The sequence below is a fragment of the uncultured Maribacter sp. genome (genome assembly GCF_947495965.1).
Taxonomy (GTDB): Bacteria; Bacteroidota; Bacteroidia; order Flavobacteriales; family Flavobacteriaceae; genus Maribacter_B.
Genome location: NZ_CANMBB010000003.1, coordinates 291,495 through 306,065 on the forward strand (window position 1 = coordinate 291,495; position 14,571 = coordinate 306,065).

Consider the following 14,571-nt stretch of genomic DNA (forward strand, 5'->3'; position numbering starts at 1 on the left):
TATTTAAAATTTTAACTCTAATGGTAATTTTACTTCAACCCTTACACCCTCTTCTTTATCTACAATTGCAACACTACTTTTAGAACTTTTAAGTTGATTAAGAATAGCTAATCTATTTTTTGTGATTTTCACCCCCATTGATGTGTGGTTTGATAATTTACCAAGCATATTTTTTCTTCCAACTCCATCATCATCAACACTACAAATAACAACCTCACCTTGTTTACAAAAATCTATTTGTATATTTCCTTCTCCTTTTTTTGGAGCTATTCCATGCCAAATACTATTTTCTATAAATGGTTGTAAAATAAGAGGAGGCAACATTGTGTTTTGCAAATCAATATCTTTATCTATGTGAAATACACATTTTATTCTTTCTTTCAATCTTAAAGACTCTATTTCTATATACAACCGAGTTAACTCTAAATCCTCTTGTAAGCTTATTCGTTTCTTCTCTGAACTTTCCAGAATCGCACGCACCAATTTTGAAAATTTTATTAGATATTCACTCGCCTTTTCTATATCATTTTTTGCCATATAATCTCCTATAGAGTTCATGGCATTAAAAATAAAATGAGGATTCATTTGAGATTGCAAGGCTTTTAATTCTGTTTCAGCAACCTTAGCTTTAAATTCCGCAATGCTTTTTTGTTCCATTGCATCTCTTTTTCTTTTATATAAAAAATAACCAATTATAGACACTAAAAAGACCCCAAATGCAACTAACAAGAATACATTTTTGATTAATATTTCTTTTTCAATTTTAGCCTTAGTAATAACCTCTTTTTGATTATAAATAGCTTTAAGTGAATCTTTTTCTTTTCTATACTTATATGTTGTTTCTATACGAGCAATTTCTTCCTTTTTCTCCACAGAATAAAAACTATCTCTCATTACAAATGCCTTGATTTTAGTTTCATAAGCTTTTTTATAACGACCTACACTTGCATTAATCTTAGAAATTTTTTCTAAAGTTCTATACTGCGCTTCAATATTGTTCACTTGTTCTGCATACGTTAAAGCTTTTTGATAATGAGATTCTGCTAAAACATAATCTTTATTAATATTTAAGTAACATAGACCTAAATAATTATGCACCTCAGACAAATTATTACTATTCTTAAATTTCTCATAAATAGTTTTAGTTTGCAAAAAGTAAGGAAGTGCTTTACTATATTCTAAATCATCTGCATAGACCCCTCCAATATTCGTAAGCGCATTAGCAACCCCTCTTTCATTATTAATTTTCTTCATTATCTCAAAAGCCAACTTAAGCTGCTCTATTGCTTTTTTCTTATTTCCTTTCTCTTTATATATTAAACCAATATTAGCCAATGTATTAGCCAAACCTTCAGAAAAATCTATTTTTGCATAGATTTTTTTTGCCTTTTCATAATATTCCATCGACAGGCTTAACTTATCAAGCCTAGTATATAACAAACCAATGTTATTACACATATTAGCATAACTCATGTCATTCGACAAACCCAAATTTTCATAAATTTCAGACGCTTCTAAATAACTATCCACCGCATCTGGATATGCTGATAGGTACATTTGATTAACACCAATACTATTAAGCATTTTCGCCATTAAAAGACTATCCTTTTCTTCTTTAAATACCTCATAAGCTTTCCTATTATTTTCAATAGCTTTTATATAATTTGATTGATTAAAATATACCAATCCTTTATTATACACTAATCTGGCAACTGCTTTTTTATTATTTTCTTGATTATGGATTTCAATAGCCTTATCGTATAACTTAATAGCTAAAGAATCTTCTCCTTTTGCGCTATGATTATGGCCTTTATGAGAATATGCAGTTGCCAATTTTGAAAAATCTTTTATTTCTTTAGCCAGTGAAATAGCCTCCTTTAAAACCTCTATACCCTTTTCCGGATTAATTGCATAATAAAAATAACCTAACTCATTTAATGCATTAAGTTTTACAGAATCTTGCGGATGATAATTTTTTAAAAAAAGCTCTAATGAATCAATTTTTTTCTGCTGACTAAATCCAAAAAAAATGAAAGAAAAGAAAATGGAAGTGAAAAAACTTGTTTTCATAAATTATATCAGAATATGTAGGGGGGAAGTGGTTTTTCAAATGTAATAGTTTTGCGCCATAACTTTTACATAAACACTTACTATTTAATAAAATTCAATTAAAGCAATAAAAAAATAACTTCCTTAAAATCAGTCAATAAAACAGTTATAATTGATTTCCATACACTAATCTTCCAAATGAACGCATTTAACAAACGTGCATCTGTTTCTCATAGAAGGAACACTATTTTTGAATTACAACTAAAAAAATACGGAAAATGAAAGTTCTACCACTACACGCTCTGTTATGCATGTTTTTAAATATAGGGTTAGTACATAGCCAAGACAATACAAATACTAATGGAATAAAAGAGATTGATAATGCCAACAAAACCATAGAAAATGCAAACTCTTCTATAAAAAGCACAAACCAGTCCGTAAAAAATACTGTCGATAGTTCTAAAGAAACTATAGCAACTATCGGCTCCCTTTTTGGCTCTAAAAAGAACAAAGAAAATAAAAAAAGAGAAGACATTGTTCTTATAACTGTGCAGCAGGTTAGTTATGACACGGAGCAACTAAATTCCTTATACAGCCGTATTACAAAAAGTAAAGGAGTTAAAAAACCAATTAAAAAATTTAGTAATGGAACAGCACTGATAACAGTCAATTACAAAGAAACTGCAGATATGTTATGGCAAAGCATTCCTAAGCAAGAACGAAAATCATTTAAAATGGTAGAAATCTCCGATAACAATATCGTTGTTCAATTTTATGAGGACAATTAACCAATCACTAAAACCACTAAAAATCATGAAAAAACCTTTTACAATTATTGCGTTCATCGCGGTAAGTTTTATTTTTATTAACTGCTCTAAAAGTGACCCTTTAGGAATACTCGACAGTCTCGATGCTATAGAATGTGCAAATAAATTATCTAAGATAATCGATGATGATTCTGATGACTGTACAGAACTATTAAAACTAATTAATGAATTAGAAAATTCTTGTGGCAGTTTTTTGTCTGAAGAAAACAAAAAAAGCATTGCAGAATTAAGAGAATCTTGTGAAGCAAACTAAAGTACAGAATCATGAAAAAAATAATTTACATACTATTCTTTATTATAGTTTCTCAAAGTTACGCACAAGAATTTAACACAGGAACTAATGTTATTAATGCCGGAATAGGTTTTGGTGGTAATTTTGGAAATTACACCACCTCTTCCCAAAGTCCCAGCTACAGTATTGCCTATGAAAGAGGTATTTGGGAAGTTCCAGGACCAGGAGTCGTAAGCTTAGGAGCATATTTAGGGACTAAAACTTATAAATATAATTACACCTTTGGAAATGATAAATGGAATTATACTATAATTGGTATTAGAGGTGCATACCATTATAATGGTTTAGAAATAAAAAATTTAGATATATACGCAGGAGCAATGTTCTCTTACAATATTCTTTCTTACAAAGGATCTCCTGGAAATTTTGGAAGTAAACCTAGCGGTACAGCTTTTGCTGGTGGTAGATGGTATTTTTCTAAAACTTTTGCAGCTTTTGCCGAAGCTGGTTATGGTGTTGCATATTTAAACCTTGGAGCATCTATAAGATTTTAAGAATACTAAAAATTGCTAATTAAAAACCCGTTCTTTTTTGATTGCTGATAAAATGAAAAAAACAATATTATTTTTATGTTTACTAATTTCTTTTCAGAATTGCAGTGAAATTACAAATCTTGAAGAAGAAGAGGAACAGGAAAAAGAGCTAAAAGAACAGGAACTGGAAGATACCTCTGGGCTGCCTTTTAAAGTAAAATGGTCTATAAATAGAACCGAACAGCAAATACAACACGCTTTTAAAAGTTTTCTTCATGTATCAGACCATGGTTTATATTATTATAATCCCGTAGGAGAAAATGGATTCTTAAGACTTAATAAGGAAAATGGCGCAAGCTTATGGAATTTAAAAGACGAAACTTCTGTTCCTCCTTATGCTCTTAAAAAAATTGGAAATTATTTATGGGTATTAGCTCTTGATATAAACGACCCCACAATTTTAAAAATAAACCCTGAAAATGGCTCTGTATTATTCTCGAAAAAATCAGGTGTATATCCTTCAATAGCATCTAACAACTCTTGGTTTGGATTAAGAAAAAAATCTACCGCGCTATATAATATGGAACTAGAAACAGGAAATGATATTGCCGTTTGCGATGAATTTAGGGTTGATAATATTAGAAATTTTCTTGTTAAAGAGGATAAATTAGTCTTAATGGATGTTAGAAGAGGCTCGAGAAGCCTACTCTCTATAAACCCAAATACTTGCGGTATTTTTTGGGAAATTCAAGAAGGGGATGAAGCAAACTACGGACACCTAAACTATTTTTCATTCGCAGTAGATTTAGGTTCCAAAATTTTAAGCACAGGTGCAAGTTATTTTATTATTCGCTCTCCCAATACTGGTGAAGCTGAGTTTAAATTTCCATTAGATGCTGCTAATAATCTTAAAATAACACATATGCTTCATGACAAAAATAAAAGTGTCTTATTTTTTCATGATACTATTACCGGAAAAGTATTTGCTTTTAATTGGTTCACTAAAACTATCATTTGGGAATCTAAAATACAAAGTAGAGAAGTTGGCCAATTATTCTTAGTATCTAATAGATTGTTTTTGTATAGTAAAAACAACAATCTATATGAGCTTAACACAGAAAATGGTACTACCATTTCTGAAAAAGAAATAAAGGTGCTACTCCCTTTTGAAATTGCTACTGTTTCTTATGCAGTTAATAGATTAGAAGATGGTTATGGTGAAGAATATTTTAGAATATTTGGTGATGAAATTTACTATACTACAGAAAAAAGCACCGTAGTATCTGCAAGACTAGAATAAAACTACTTCAAAACCTCTCTTATTTTTTTATTCCAACGTAACTGTTCTTCTAAGTCTCTAGAAAAATTAGTTTCTTTATCATAAAGGTTTTGATAATCATTAAGCTCATTCATAACCACATTATAGATAAACTTTACTTCTTTTTTTAGGCTACCATGAGTAAAGCTTGTAGTGTCTAGTTTTTTCTTTAATTTTCGAGCATAAAGTTCTGAAATATCAAAATGTAATTGCTCATGGCTCAAAATAAGAGAATCGCACAATGAAGGGTTGTACCAAGATTTTTCAGGATAAAAATAAGCACTAACAGTAAAACTTACTTTTAGTTCTCCCCTTATTTTCTGAGCAGAATACTTATAGGTAACACCACTTGCGGTTGTAGCAGCTGCTCTACTGAGTACAGGAACCTTTCCTTTAAAATCTTTCCAGTTTAACTTATCTTGTGCTTTCCATAGTATTGTAGAATACTCTTGTGCACTTACTATAGATACACTAAAAAGTAATAAAATAAAAAATCTTAGTGTACCCAATTAAATATGTTGTTTTTATTTCAAACTATTCCTCTTCCTTAATTTGTTTTATTCGCATATCATCATAACTCATGATATAAGATACATTGTTATAATAGCCTTGGTTTCCTTTCTTAATATAATTAAAACCATTACCATTATACTCTGTAGACCCAATAACCTTCGAAACTGCAAATAAATCATTCTTATAGGCTAATTTTAACAATATATCATACGTTAAATCAAATCCTCTTACCGCATATTTATCTGGAGTATCTCCAAATCTTTTTCTATACTGTTTTACAAAAGAATTATTGGACACTTCTTTATAAGCAGAAGGATATGTAAAATTCAAATTAGATAAATGTACATTAGAAATAACATCATTTTCAAATCCTTTATTCCTATTTGTAGTAAACATTTTTACTATTACATCTTTTGTATTTATTGAATTTAAAATAGAGCTTACACTAGATATTAATTTAGGGTTAGCAGTTTCTACAAACACCCAGTTTACCGTCTCTTGTGAAAATAATGCTGTAAGCTTTTCTATATTAATTGCAACATTTTTCTTTTCCTCTTTTATTTCAACAATTTTAGCTTCTGGAAATCTTGCTACTATTTTACCTTCTATAGGTTTATTATCACCATCTGCTATTATAATTATATTTTCATCTTCAACTTTACTTTCTAAGTAAGTAAGCATACGCTCTCTCTGAATTTCATCAGAAGGATAAGAAAAGAAAACATTATTATGTCCCATATTGTTTTTAACAGGAAAAGGTGCTACTACTGGAACATTTCTTCTATTAGCCTGGCTACAAACCTCCTTTAAAGAAGCTCCATCTATAGGGCCAATAACTGCAGAATAGTCTCCCAAATTTTCTGCATTTAAAATATCTTTTGTTTTTTGTAAATCTAACTGATTATCAAGGGTTTTTACCTCTACTGTTACCCCTAACTTCTTTAAAGAATCTAACGCAACAAGTGCTCCAGAATATAAACCTAAGCTGTATTTTAAATCGTTTCTAGAGCTAATTTTCTTAATTGCATCTTGTTTATTAGACACATCTACCTTATCTAATCTAAAAGGTAAAAGAAATAAAATTTTGGAAGTATTACCTACAGCAATACTATCCAAAAGATTCATTTTATCTAAAACTAACGAATTCTTTACTTCAAAATCTCCAGTTTTATTTTTAGGAAGTTTTAAAACCATACCAGCTTTTAATCCATCTTTTAAATCTGGATTTAAACTTAGTAATTCTCTATAACTAACTCCTAATTTACGAGTTAAAGAAAACTCGGTTTGTTTTGGCTTTACAACATAAAAATTAAAATTATCGGTATTAACAATACCTGTATTTACCTTTTTTTCAGGAATACGAAGAATCATTCCTTCTTTTAACCCTCCTCGTTCTTTAATCTCAGGGTTTAAATCTGTTAATTCTTTAGAGGTATAGCCAAATTTCTTCTCTAAACTATAAAAAGTTTGTCCAGCCGGAACGGTATAAGAAGTATATAATTGCACTTGTTGTTCCCCTAAGCTACTACCAGCTATTTTAGGAAGCTTTAGTTCACTTCCTTCAGATAAATGCGTATTATTTTTAGAAAGTCTAGGGTTTAACACTAGTAAACTATCTATAGTAATACCATACTTATGAGCTATACTCCAGCGTGTATCTTTTGCAGAAACAAGGTACGTCTCAAAATCATCCTCATTAATTTCAATTTCAGTTGGTTTTACCCTTTTATATTTAGGGATACGTAAAACCATTTTCTTTTTTAATGGAGAAGAATAAAGAGCTGGGTTATATTTTTTTATAAGTTCTTCCGTAATATGAAATCGTTTCGCAATACCATACAATGTTTCCTTCTTACTAACTTTATAACTAGTAAATCCTATTGGTTGTTCTTGAGCAGGACTTTCTTCTTTTTTGGTAGTAGTTCTTGGTTTTGTTTTTGTTTTTACAATTTCTTGAACCTTTTGGGGATCCAAAGGAATAACTAGAATAGTACTTTTTATAAGTGGCTTATTCTTTTTTAATTCTTTATTATAAGTAAGAATATCTTCTTGCGAAACTTTATATTGTTTAGCAATAGCCTCTAAAGACTCCCCCCTTTTTACAGCATGAGTTGTAAATTTCTGAGCGCTAATAGTATTGCTTATGAAAACAAAAAGAACTGCAAAAAAAATGTTTTTAAGTATTAATTTCATATTTATTCCCATTCTATAGTTGCTGGTGGTTTAGAGCTAATATCATAAACAACTCTGTTTACACCTCTTACTTTATTTATTATGTCGTTCGATGTTTTTTGTAAAAATTCATACGGTAAATTTACCCAATCTGCCGTCATACCATCTGTACTTTCTACAGCACGTAAAGCTACACATTTTTCATAGGTACGCTCATCTCCCATAACACCTACACTATTTACTGGTAAAAGCATTGCTCCCGCCTGCCAAACTTTATCATACAAGCCCCATTTTTTTAATCCGTTCACAAAAATAGCATCTACTTCTTGTAAGATAGAAACTTTTTCTGGAGTTATATCTCCAAGTATACGAATTGCTAATCCAGGGCCTGGAAAAGGGTGTCTCCCTAGTAGTTCAGGGTCTATCCCCATGCTAGCACCTACTCTACGAACCTCATCTTTAAATAACATTCGTAATGGCTCTACCACATCTAACTTCATATAATCTGGTAAACCGCCTACATTATGATGACTTTTTATAGTTGCTGATGGCCCTCCAGTTGCAGATACAGATTCTATTACGTCTGGGTAAATAGTTCCTTGAGCTAACCATTTAGCATCTTCTACAAGATGAGATTCATCATCAAAAACCTCTATAAAAACTCTTCCTATAATTTTCCTTTTCTTTTCTGGATCACTCTCCCCTGCTAGTTCATCCAAAAAGCGTGCCGAAGCATTTACTCCCTTTACATTTAGTCCCATACCTTCGTACTGTGTTAATACACTTTGGAACTCATTTTTACGTAAAAGACCATTATCTACAAAAATACAATACAAGTTTTTTCCTATTGCTTTATGTAAAAGCACAGCTGCTACAGTAGAATCTACTCCACCAGATAACCCTAAAATTACTCTATCTTCTCCTATTTTCTCTTTTAGCTCTGAAACAGTGGTGTCTACAAAAGCATCTGGTGTCCAAGTTTGCGCTAATCCCGCTATTTTAACTAAAAAATTTTCTAGTAACAATTTACCATCTTTAGAATGGTAAACTTCTGGGTGGAATTGGATAGCATAGGTATCTTCACCTTCAATTTTATATGCTGCATTTTCCACATCATGCGTACTTGCTAATTTCTTTGCATTTGTAGGCAACTCCTTAATTGTATCACTATGACTCATCCAAACTTGGCTGCCTTCTGATATGTTTTCTAAAAAAAGCTCATCCTTTTCTACAAAAGATAAATTTGCTCTACCATATTCTCTTGTGTTTGAAGGTGCTACATTACCACCTCCAAAATGTGCTAAATATTGCGCACCGTAACACACTGCTAAAAGCGGTTTTTTTCCTCTAATCTCAGATAGGTCTGGATGTGGAGCATCCTCTGCTCTCACCGAAAAGGGAGAACCTGAGAGTATTACCGCTTTATATCCAGAAAGGTCTTTTGGAAGGTTGTTATAAGGTTTTATTTCACAGAAAATATTTAGTTCTCTAACTCGTCTGGCGATAAGTTGTGTGTACTGAGAACCAAAATCTAGTATTAGGACGTTATTTTGCATGCGCAAAAATAGTAATTTGAAAATTTTAAGAAAGCATCTTCAAAAGATATTTATTCAAGTATTTTAAAATTTATCAAAAGAGACTTAATTAAAAAAGTTATTTATAATAAAAAAAGCTTAGGAACCACCCTAAGCTTTACATCGAAATTAAAAACCAACCTAAACACATAAAACCATAAAGATTTTATATAAAATTCTTTTTCATAGGAATTTTTATATATAACAACTGAAAAAATAAAAACCCTACTTTATGAGATTTTTCTTACCTTTATGTTAACTTAAAACATATTATGACTAATCTCTATTTACAAGAAATTAAGTCTGAGCTAAAATTAGCATTAACAAAAAAAAACCATCCCCTAAAATTTTGTGTTCTTGGTACTATTGGTTCAGAAAATACTCCTCAATTAAGAATCATTGGGCTTAGAAAGTTCACGGATGATTTTAGTTTTACTTTATATACCGATAGGCGTTCTGCCAAAATATCTCAAATAACAAAAAATAATAATGTTAGTTTATTATTTTATCATCCTGTAAAAAAATTACAAATAAAAATTGAAGGAATTGCTAATGTTATTAGGGACTGCGGTATACTAAAAGAACAGTGGTTAAAAATAAATGAAAAAGCAAAAAGAGATTACACCACAATGTTTGCTCCAGGCAGTAAAATAGGTAGCCCTGAAGAAATAACATACCTTAAAGAAAAAAACTTTTTTTCTAGTATAGAAATAAAAGCTGAAACCATAGAATATCTAAAATTAAAAGAAACGAGCCATTTTAAAGTTCAATTTCATAAAGATATAAATGGATGGGTTAGTGAATTTCTTGTTCCTTAAACTACTCCATAGTTTTTAAAATAGCATTTATGTCTTCCTCTGTAGTATCTGGGTTTATAAAACAAAAACGGGATACTGTCTCAAAAGTATTTCCTACTTTCCATTTTGTTGGGGTTACAAGTGCAAAACCTTCTTTATGGTTTTTATAGGTCCAATCTCTATAATCATTAGGAGACCAACCTTTTCTCCTAAATAAAACACAGGACAAACTAGGTTCCCTAACTAATTCTACTATTGGATTTTTTGTAATTATTTCTCCAGCTAAATTAGCTAGTGCAATACCCCGTTCTACTGCAGATTTATACAAATCTGTTCCATGCATTGCTAAAGAAAACCACAGAGGCAACCCTCTTACTCTTCTTGTTAATTGAATTTGATAGTCAGATGGATTAAAACCATGAGCTCCTTCGTCTTTAAAAATATCCAAATAACTTCCTTCTTGTGAATGTGCTTCTTTTGCTAATTCTGGGTTTTTATATATTATAGCTCCACAATCATAAGGAGAAAACAACCATTTGTGAGGATCAATCGTAATACTATCTGCTTTTTCTATACCTTTAAATAAATGACGAACAGAGTCTGCCGCTAAAGCCCCACCACCATATGCCGCATCTACATGAAACCAAAGACTTTCCTTCTCACAAATATCTGCTATTCCACTTAAATCATCTATAATTCCTGCGTTTGTTGTTCCTCCTGTAGCTACTACAGAAAAAAGCCTTTTACGATCTATAGTATCTAAACTATTTATAGCCTTTTCCAAATCATTCCTAGACATTAAATCCTCTGTAGGCACTAAAAAAACATCTACATCTATAACTTTTGCCATAGCTTTAATAGAAGAATGTGCACCAATAGAAGTTATTATTAATCCTTTTTGATTTAAATTCTGAATGTCTTTACGCCAGTTTTCTCTAGCTGTTACCATTGCAGATAAATTAGCAGCAGTACCACCACTTGTAAACACCCCAAAAGCTTTATCAGGTAAGCCTGTTAAGGAAACCAACCACTTCATAGCTTCGTTTTCTGCAAAAATACCACCAGCTCCTTCCATCCAATAAGCGCCATGTATACTAGATGCCGATGTAACTAGATCAAACATAATAGCTGCTCTTGTTGGTGCGGCAGGAACAAATGCTAAATGTCTAGGGTGATCTATAGGAACTGTAGCTTTAATTAAAACATCTTTAAATAAATTAAACGCATTTTCTCCCCCTATTCCTTCAGGTGTTATGGTTTCTCCTACTATTGCCCTTAATTCCTCTTCTTTTTTGGGCTTCCCAAACTCTGGATTTGTTTTTGCTATCCTATCTATAGCATACTTTACAACATCCAATGTCATTTCTACCAAACCAATATCTATATTATGCATATTTTTAATTTAACAACTCAAAGTTACACTATTGGCTAGACCATTCCATGGGCTCACAAAAAATTAAATTGTTCTTAATCTAAATAAAAACTTAGATTCTTTTTTTCTTTTCCAAACTTATCAATGCTATGAACCTCTTTTGCATCTCTAGATTTTAAAGAATCTGAATTAATTTTAATCACAACACGTTGTCCTTTTTTCTCTTTAGATTTTGGCAACGTAAAATCATCTAAAGATAAAACTTCTCTTTCTGGGTTTAAAAATCTAATATTGCCTGCATAGGTAACATCTGGTAAAACCCATTGCTTTTTCTTAAAATTGGCATTTAAATCTTCCGAAATTTGATTAAAACTATAATGTACTGATGATGGTATTTTTAAAACTTTTTCTATTGGCGTTCTTATTGTTTGCCCAAAAATTATAAAAAGAAAAAAGCCGAAACCATAGTTCACATATTTAGTAAGACCCTTTACTTTAACTAGAGATAAAAAAAGGACTACGTATGGAATAAATAAAGGCAAGAGCCATCTGGTATGCACCTTAACTATACTCATACTTACAAATACTACCAATAAAACTATTACTTGTGCTATAAATACGTGCTTTAACCAACTACTCTTAGCAGTTTTTAGCACAACTTTTTTTCTCCAAAAAAGAAATCCAAAAAATAAAAAAAGAGGCAGAATTAAATTAAATATGCTATTAAAAAAAGCTAAAAAACTTGAAATTATAGGTAGAGTGTTTTCAATATCTGTATTAGTTTTTAAAGCTACACTTTTATGTAGCTCATCAACAAAATAAGAACTAGAGAACAAGTCATAAAAGTGAGGAAAAATAAGAATCACTATTAAGACAATAGTTCCTATTATTCTTTTATTTAAAATTATTTTCTTCAAAGAATCATTAAAAGGAATAGCAAATAGTAATGCCCCTAACATTAAAAAATAATTATACTTTGTTAAGATTCCTAAACTAATTACTAACCCTAATAAAACATAGTTAAATGTAGATTTATGAGTAATTAAACGTTGTATAAAAATAAAAGTCAATACAACAGACAAACACAATAGTGATGTATGTGATAACCTTCTAAATGTAAAGTCTATAAATACCGGAAATAGGGCTAATAGAATAACCGCTAAAGCTGCTTGTTCTTTATTTTTTAAATATTGCTTTCCAAAAAAATACACACTACCTATTGTACTACTAAATAATAAAGCTCGTAAAAATGAAAATGAAAGTTTTGTAACTCCAAACACTTTATTTACTAATATTTGTAGCCATGTATAGACGGGTGGTTGATCATCATAGGTTAATCGCCACCACTGGGAATAAAATGCCTGTTCTGCATCTTCTAACTCTAATGCAGCTTTCATGTAACTAATACAAATAATTGCTAATCCACTTAACAAAGCAAGTATTACAACCTTCTTAGACACATTATAGGTTTGCATTTTTTACTATTAATCCATTACAAGAACTGAAAAATTTCCCGATAATGGGTTAAGTTTACTTATTAGTTTAGGAATAAGTTCTTCCCCGTATTCTAAATAAAATTCTGAGAAATTGGCATTACGCTCTTGCAAAGAATGGTTTGGAAAAAGTTCATTTTGCAAATCAGACATTCTAATTACATGATCCTTTAATTTAATTTTCTGTGCTTTTAAAAGACGTTTCTCCAATGCATCTAACCCTTTTAATTGCTTAATTTCTTGTGCTTTTACTGCTCCTAAGAAAGATTTATCTGTTTGTTCTGCCAAACTATAAATATTAGCAAACTGCTCTTGCAAATGGTTGCGTTGTTCTGTAAAGTCTATATTAATATTAGATATTTCTCTAATTTTCTTATTGATTAAGCTATTCTGTTTTAAAAATAAATCTGGAATAGACAAATTCATCTTATCCATTTTGTTCTTTTGTTTCCCTTTCATGAGCAAGACAGAGTTACGAAGTAATAGTGTAGGAAAAGGCACCTCCATTGCCTTAAACATATTTTTTAGTTCTAACCAATATGCTATTTCTCCTCCTCCTCCAATATAACAAAGGTTAGGCAAAATTACTTCTTGGTATAATGGCCTTGCAATTACATTTGGAGAAAACCTTTCTGGGTATGTATTTAGTTCTTTTTCTAGTTCCTCTTTACTAAATAGTATCTCTGTATTATTTATATAAAACTGTCCTTCTTTTTCAATAATTCGCTCTCTAACACCATCTAATAAATAAAAATAATTTATCTCTCTAGGGTTTACTTGTATAGTATACTGCTCAGAAGATTGTTGAATATGTTCTATGGTTTTTGAAACCTCTTTAAAAGCTATGGTGTCAAATATATCTTTCTTAGCATACGGTAGTAAGTTTTGTTTTAATTCTTTAGCATCTCCGTCTACAATAACCAAACCATATTCCTTAAAAAACTCATTTGCTAAATATCTTGTAGCCTCTGTAAGAGTATCCTGTTTTAAATACGCATTTTTAAAAACTTCTTTTAAATAACTCGCATTTTTACTTGTACCTAATTCATTTTCTAAAATTGCAAACACCTCTTCTAAGCCATCAGTATTTAGCTTCCCAACAGCTCCACTTGCCTCTTTATTCCATTGTATTTTTTTACCTCGAAAATTGAAATAATTTATTTCTTCAAAATCATGGTCTTCAGTTGCCATCCAGTATACGGGAACAATCTTATATCCAGGGTTTTCTTCTTCTATTTTCTTAGCAAGATTTATGGTAGATATAATCTTATACAAGAAATACAGTGGCCCTGTAAATAAGTTTAATTGATGCCCTGTAACAATAGTAAACGTTTTAGTTTCTTTTAAAGCATCAATATTTTGCATAGTGCTTTCGGATGCTTTTATGTTTTTATATTGTTTTTTTAAAACACAAGACAACACCTCTCTATTTGCTGTAGGAAAATGATTTTCTTTTTCTTTTATTTGATTTTTTATACCATCTACATTGGGAAAATTAGAATACAAACTCTCTACAGATTCTTCCTGATCTAAGTAATCTAAAATTAATTTTGAAAAAAAACCTGTGCTTCTAAAAGAAATACAATCTACATCCATACATTAAAAAATATCTTGTAAAGATAAAACTCTACTATTTTACAGTTCCTAAAAATAAGTTAATTACACAGGTTTTAAAAAAGACACATTTATAA

General features: G+C 30.5%; 12 protein-coding genes. 5 read left to right on the forward strand and 7 right to left on the reverse strand.

The features are described 5' to 3' along the window. Window positions 1-3: 3 nt before the first annotated feature. Complete coding sequence (locus tag Q0820_RS09250; RefSeq protein WP_298487205.1) at window positions 4-2,070, reverse strand: tetratricopeptide repeat protein; 2,067 nt, start codon at window positions 2,068-2,070, stop codon at window positions 4-6. Window positions 2,071-2,327: 257 nt separating this feature from the next. Here Q0820_RS09250 and Q0820_RS09255 point away from each other — a divergent pair, with 257 nt between their 5' ends. From Q0820_RS09255 to Q0820_RS09270, 4 genes are read left to right on the forward strand one after another with little or no spacing between them, the layout of a single operon-like run. After that, window positions 2,328-2,837, forward strand: a complete 510-nt coding sequence (locus Q0820_RS09255; RefSeq protein WP_298487207.1) for a hypothetical protein — start codon at window positions 2,328-2,330, stop codon at window positions 2,835-2,837. Window positions 2,838-2,862: 25 nt separating this feature from the next. Then, on the forward strand, window positions 2,863-3,129 hold the full coding sequence (locus Q0820_RS09260) for a hypothetical protein (RefSeq protein WP_298487209.1): 267 nt from the start codon (window positions 2,863-2,865) through the stop codon (window positions 3,127-3,129). Between the two features lie 11 nt (window positions 3,130-3,140). Then, a complete protein-coding gene (locus Q0820_RS09265; RefSeq protein ID WP_298487210.1) occupies window positions 3,141-3,662 on the forward strand; it encodes a hypothetical protein in 522 nt (173 codons plus the stop codon). Between the two features lie 52 nt (window positions 3,663-3,714). Further along, a complete protein-coding gene (locus Q0820_RS09270) occupies window positions 3,715-4,941 on the forward strand; it encodes a PQQ-binding-like beta-propeller repeat protein (protein WP_298487212.1) in 1,227 nt (408 codons plus the stop codon). A gap of 2 nt (window positions 4,942-4,943) precedes the next feature. Here the strand turns inward: Q0820_RS09270 and Q0820_RS09275 are convergent, their stop codons facing one another. The 3 genes from Q0820_RS09275 to guaA are packed head-to-tail and all read right to left on the reverse strand — an operon-like array spanning window position 4,944 to window position 9,200. Then, the gene (locus tag Q0820_RS09275; protein WP_298487213.1) at window positions 4,944-5,468 is read right to left on the reverse strand and encodes a DUF922 domain-containing protein; all 525 of its coding nucleotides are present in this window, start codon (window positions 5,466-5,468) and stop codon (window positions 4,944-4,946) included. 25 nt (window positions 5,469-5,493) lie between these two features. Continuing rightward, window positions 5,494-7,665 (reverse strand): LysM peptidoglycan-binding domain-containing protein, encoded by a 2,172-nt coding sequence (locus tag Q0820_RS09280; RefSeq protein WP_298487214.1) that lies wholly within the window; start codon window positions 7,663-7,665, stop codon window positions 5,494-5,496. A 2-nt stretch (window positions 7,666-7,667) separates the two neighbouring features. Beyond that, window positions 7,668-9,200, reverse strand: coding sequence for a glutamine-hydrolyzing GMP synthase (guaA, locus tag Q0820_RS09285; RefSeq protein ID WP_298487216.1), 1,533 nt, complete (start codon window positions 9,198-9,200; stop codon window positions 7,668-7,670). Between the two features lie 290 nt (window positions 9,201-9,490). Between guaA and Q0820_RS09290 the strand changes: the two genes are divergently transcribed. Then, complete coding sequence (locus tag Q0820_RS09290) at window positions 9,491-10,036, forward strand: pyridoxamine 5'-phosphate oxidase family protein (RefSeq protein WP_298487217.1); 546 nt, start codon at window positions 9,491-9,493, stop codon at window positions 10,034-10,036. A 1-nt stretch (window position 10,037) separates the two neighbouring features. Here Q0820_RS09290 and Q0820_RS09295 read toward each other — a convergent pair whose 3' ends face one another. The 3 genes from Q0820_RS09295 to bshC form a co-directional block, all read right to left on the reverse strand. Beyond that, the gene (locus Q0820_RS09295; RefSeq protein ID WP_298487219.1) at window positions 10,038-11,408 is read right to left on the reverse strand and encodes an aminotransferase class V-fold PLP-dependent enzyme; all 1,371 of its coding nucleotides are present in this window, start codon (window positions 11,406-11,408) and stop codon (window positions 10,038-10,040) included. Between the two features lie 74 nt (window positions 11,409-11,482). Then, complete coding sequence (locus Q0820_RS09300; protein WP_298487221.1) at window positions 11,483-12,862, reverse strand: glycosyltransferase family 39 protein; 1,380 nt, start codon at window positions 12,860-12,862, stop codon at window positions 11,483-11,485. Between the two features lie 9 nt (window positions 12,863-12,871). After that, window positions 12,872-14,476 (reverse strand): bacillithiol biosynthesis cysteine-adding enzyme BshC, encoded by a 1,605-nt coding sequence (bshC, locus tag Q0820_RS09305; protein ID WP_298487223.1) that lies wholly within the window; start codon window positions 14,474-14,476, stop codon window positions 12,872-12,874. Window positions 14,477-14,571 lie beyond the last annotated feature (95 nt).